General features: G+C 50.0%; 6 protein-coding genes. 3 read left to right on the top strand and 3 right to left on the bottom strand.

Features of this window, described 5'->3' with window-relative positions; translation table 11 throughout:
• Together BOW51_RS07705 and BOW51_RS07700 are read left to right on the top strand one after the other, a co-directional pair.
• The coding region (locus BOW51_RS07705; protein WP_078477175.1) for an agmatine deiminase family protein at positions 1–635 on the top strand (635 nt) is incomplete at its 5' end.
• Entirely contained in the window at positions 632–1519 is an 888-nt protein-coding gene (locus BOW51_RS07700) for a carbon-nitrogen hydrolase (RefSeq protein WP_078477174.1), read from the top strand. The genes BOW51_RS07705 and BOW51_RS07700, both read left to right, overlap by 4 nt.
• A gap of 1 nt (position 1520) precedes the next feature.
• Here BOW51_RS07700 and BOW51_RS07695 read toward each other — a convergent pair whose 3' ends face one another.
• The gene (locus BOW51_RS07695; protein WP_078477173.1) at positions 1521–2309 is read right to left on the bottom strand and encodes a DUF3530 family protein; all 789 of its coding nucleotides are present in this window, start codon (positions 2307–2309) and stop codon (positions 1521–1523) included.
• A 191-nt stretch (positions 2310–2500) separates the two neighbouring features.
• Here BOW51_RS07695 and BOW51_RS07690 point away from each other — a divergent pair, with 191 nt between their 5' ends.
• Positions 2501–3214 (top strand): rhodanese-like domain-containing protein, encoded by a 714-nt coding sequence (locus tag BOW51_RS07690; protein ID WP_078477172.1) that lies wholly within the window; start codon positions 2501–2503, stop codon positions 3212–3214.
• A 180-nt stretch (positions 3215–3394) separates the two neighbouring features.
• On the opposite strand, the gene BOW51_RS07685 is transcribed toward BOW51_RS07690, so the two are convergent.
• Together BOW51_RS07685 and BOW51_RS07680 are read right to left on the bottom strand one after the other, a co-directional pair.
• Entirely contained in the window at positions 3395–3802 is a 408-nt protein-coding gene (locus BOW51_RS07685; RefSeq protein WP_078477171.1) for a PIN domain-containing protein, read from the bottom strand.
• Between the two features lie 199 nt (positions 3803–4001).
• A partial coding sequence (locus BOW51_RS07680; RefSeq protein WP_078477170.1) for a hydrogen peroxide-inducible genes activator occupies positions 4002–4707 on the bottom strand: 706 nt, incomplete at its 5' end.

Here is a 4707-nt window from a genome sequence, read left to right as displayed (position 1 = left end):
AAATGCACTCCAGTGCACTGGTACTCGAGGGCGGTGCACTCGAGACCAACGGTGAAGGCACTATGCTGGCAACACGTTCATCAGTTATCAGCGAGAGCCGTAATGCAGGGCTGGATGAGGAACAGGTAGAAACCCTGCTCAATGAGCAGTTGGGGTTGTCACATTTCCATTGGATTGAGTGCAGCGGACTTGCCGGCGACGATACAGATGGCCACATCGATACACTGGCACGTTTTACCGAAGAGGAAACAATTATCTATGCGACAGTTGAAAGATCGCATCCCGATTTCAACGCCATGCAATCCCTCGGGGAGCAACTCGGCTCACTGCGGCAGCCAAATGGTGAAGCTTATCGCCTCATCGGCCTGCCGCCTCCCCCGCGCAGGGAATCCGTCATTGACGGCCGCCTGTTGGCGGCAACCTACGCCAATTTTCTCTTTATTAATGATGCTGTACTTGTGCCGGTCTACAATCACGCCAACGACGGACTGGCTGTCGAGATGCTGCAGCAGGCGACCTCGCGACAGGTTATCCCGATCGAGTGCAACGCCCTGATCGAACAGAATGGCAGCCTGCATTGCGCAACAATGCAACTGGCACAGGGCACGATCAATTTTGAAGGAACAGATCAATGAGCAGCAATGAAATCAAGGTTGCACTAATCCAGCAGGCTGCAGCAGAAGATAGTGCGATAAACCTGGACAGGCTGGAGCAATCAATTCGGGCTGCAGCTGCATCAGGCGCAAAACTGGTTGTCCTGCAGGAACTGCATAACACCCCCTATTTCTGCCAGCAGGAAGAGACTGCAAATTTCGATCTCGCCGAGACGATCCCCGGCCCTTCGACCGAAAGGTTCGGACGCATTGCCAGTGAGAACAGCTGTGTGATTGTCACGTCCCTGTTTGAGAAACGCGCCACGGGTCTATATCACAACACCGCGGTTGTCATTGAGTCTGACGGTTCAATTGCAGGGCGTTATCGAAAAATGCACATCCCGGACGATCCCGGCTTTTACGAGAAATTCTATTTCACACCGGGGGATCTCGGTTTCATGCCGATTGACACTTCTGTGGGACGTCTCGGCATCCTTGTATGCTGGGATCAATGGTATCCGGAAGCTGCTCGCGCAATGGCCTTGGCAGGAGCTGAAGTGCTTATCTATCCGACAGCAATAGGGTGGGATTCGCGTGACGATGAGGCTGAGCAGCAACGCCAGCTGGATGCATGGATCACCGTGCAACGCGGTCATGCAGTTGCGAATGGATTGCCCGTGATTGCCTGCAACCGGGTTGGCCTTGAAAATGATCCGGGTGGCCAGACAGCGGGTATCGATTTCTGGGGCAACTCATTTATTTGTGGCGCACAGGGTGAGTTGCTTGCGCATGCCGATGAGGAAGCCGGGATTCTTGGTGCCACTGTTTCACTTGGGCGCAGTGAAGAGGTTCGCCGCATCTGGCCGTTTCTCAGGGATCGTCGTATAGATGCATACGAGGATCTTCTCAAGCGCTATATTGAGTGAATTAGAGCGTATCCAGCCAGTTACCCACGGCTTCGGTCAGTTCATCACCATAATCTGTAAAGTAATGATCTGCCTCAGGCAGCATCTGCTGCCGTGATTTTGGATTGCCTGCCGCTTCGATCATTTTTTTACGCAGTGGTGCAAGGCGGTTGACGGCAGGATAATCAAGCTCGCCGTAGATATCCAGTACAGGTACATTAAGTTCATCGAGAGGAAAATCGCGAACCATCGGCTGTTGATAATCGGTTGCACCCATACCCAGTCCAACGTAGGCATCGATTCTGCCATGGCCTACATCATCAAGCCAGAAATTGGCCATGTGTGCGCCACAGGAGTGTGCGATCAGAACAACTCGTTCATTGCCCTGCCCCTTCAGGCAGGTGATCGCTGACTCGATGCGAGGGTATGCTTCCGGGAAGATAGATACATAGTCAAAATACTTAGCTTCCTTTTGCAGAACCGGCAGTTGGATCGAGAGTGTGTTCCAGCCATAATCGATCAGCCCGACGCGCAGTGGTTGGATGGTATCAGCCCAGTCGGGATGATAACCACGGCCATGAAGAATAATAACTGCCCCCTTAGGCTCGTCAGCATCCGTTTCCGTGTAAATGCCAAGAAAGTCACCGCCATCACCTCTCGGTAAATCGACTGGATCACCGTCGAGTATTGCATCGACAATTTCATCCTCGAGGCGTTGCTCTCGCTCCAGGTCACTTGCAGCCATGATGGTGATAGATGGCAGCAGCAGAAATAATCCATACAGAAATTGCAGTTTGACTGAACCTCGCACTACATCTCTCCTTGGTTTCGCTATTGTTATACAGCGTAAAGTAACCCAGAATCGGATCAATATCTATCCGTGACAAGAAGAAAAAAAAGCATATGATGTGTCAAGTCGCTACAAAATAACAATAAGTTGCGATTCTCAAACGCCATATTCAAGGTAAGAATGACTAAGTCTTCTCAAGGAGAAACAAGATTATGAAGTTTGCAAAACTGGCAACTATGAGTGCAATCGCACTGACACTGAGCTTCTCTGCGAGTGCATTCGCTGACAGTCACGGAATGGCTGTTGGAATCACTCCAACTATGAAAAAACTTGATTTCGAACACAATGGTATGAAACACACCATTTCTCGTAATCAGGATCAAAAGAATACCGTCAAGGCAGATTTCGCCAAGACCTCACGTAAGTGCCCTCCTTTCTGTATTCAGCCTATCTCTCTCGCTCCAGGCGTAGAGACACTCGGTGAAGTCGAGGTCATTAACTATATTGAGAAGATGGCATCTGGCGACAGCTCTATTCTTGTAGTTGATTCAAGAACTCCTGACTGGGTTGCCAGGGGCACAATCCCGGGCGCTGTTAACCTTCCATGGACTGGCCTCAACCCCAAGAAAGGCGCCAAGACTTCCGGCATCATGAAGATCATGCAGGATAGCTTCAATGTCGGCCTCACAGGCGATGCAGACGAGTTTACCGTTGACGAGGCGATTGCTGCCGGTGATACCACCAAGGTATTCGATTTCAGCAAAGCCAAGACACTCGTTATGTTCTGTAACGGAATGTGGTGTGGTCAGTCACCGAACAACATCATGAACCTGCTCAAGTTCGGTTACCCTGCTGATAAGATCAAGTGGTACCGTGGTGGCATGCAGGATTGGGAAATCCTCGGCCTGAGCACAGTGAAGCCCTGATCCGGTTTCAGACTGATGCAAAAAGCCCCGCCGATTGGCGGGGCTTTTTTTATGTACAGGATGTACGGTATGTCGGTCGGTTAATGCTCCTGCGTGACCGACATTCCCCACATCCATGTGGGTCACGGTGACATGGACGTCATGGAGCGACGAATACCAACCCCGCTCGGTGAAATGCCATTACGCTGCCTTGTAACGTCCCCTTCCGGTGGAAACAACACGGCCTGTACGCTTCAGGTAGGCCATGGTCTGTGGCAAATTGCCGACAGGGAAACCCTGTGCTTCGAGATGAGCACGAATAGAGCCGGTATCCGACTCTCCGGATGCGAGGAAATCGAGCATTGCTGCTCTGGTACCGCCTGAACGGCCACCAGACCTGGTTTTTCTGCCGGTGAGCTGAGAAATTTCAGCATCAATTGCAGCCATTCCTTTTCTGTGCTCGCGCTCCAGATCTTTTTTCTTTGCCCTGAGATCAGCTACCTGTGATTTCAGTTCCTCTTTCTGCTTCTGCATCTCCTCTTTCTTACGCGCTTCAGCGAGTTCGTAGAGTTCATCTGCAGATAGTTTGTTGATATCTTTTTTCGCCATGATAAGTAAACCTGTTCCTTTTTATTAACTTGTATAAGCCATGATTAATATTTAACTATAGTGTTGATAGCATAATCATGAGCGCAGTGATTCTATCCCTATTATATTTATACCGCAAGGTGTTTTATACTACAGGGTTCTATATCATCACTGTTATAAAGGAATCTGGTGTTTAGTATCATGTTAAACAGTAAAAATCTTATACTCGTGTAACACAACTTTGCAAACTGGACAGGATCGCACCTTTCAATAAAGAGATAACATCAGGGCGAGTAAAACTTTTACGCCATGCGAGTGCAACTGTTCTCTTTGGTGATTCGCCGGCGAAACGCCTGATACTGACAAGTCGTTGTGAGAAACGGTCTGCACCGGCAGCTGTACATGGCAGCACTGTTATACCAAGCCCCGAGGCAACCATGTAACGTATCGTCTCCAGTGAACCGCCCTCTATGTTCCTGATCGGGTCAGTGGTATCTGCCACCTGGTGACACTCCGGGCAGTATTCGAGAACCTGGTCACGAAAGCAGTGGCCTTTGCCGAGCAATAGCACAGACTCGGAAGCCAGCTCTTTGCGCTTGATATCATGTTTGGGCTGATTTAACGGGTGCGAAGATGGTAACAGCAGTACGAAAGGTTCGCTGTAGAGAGGCATTGTCATAATGCCGCTCTCTTCATAAGGCAATGAGATTATCACTACATCCAGGTCACCCTGCTTGAGCTTTGCTGTCAGAACTGATGTGTAATTTTCCTCGATTGCCATGCGCAGGGCGGGTGCTTTCGAGGTGATTCTTGGAATTATTTCAGGGAAAAGATAAGGCCCGATTGTATAGATGGCACCGATACGCAATGGACCACTCAGCTGATCAGACTGCTGCGAGGAGATCTCCTGTATTTTCGAGGCCTCC

It is taken from the genome of Solemya elarraichensis gill symbiont (assembly GCF_002021095.1).
Taxonomy (GTDB): domain Bacteria; phylum Pseudomonadota; class Gammaproteobacteria; order Chromatiales; family Chromatiaceae.
The sequence above is the reverse complement of the archived record's forward strand: the minus strand, read 5'-3'. Positions and strand labels throughout refer to the sequence as shown.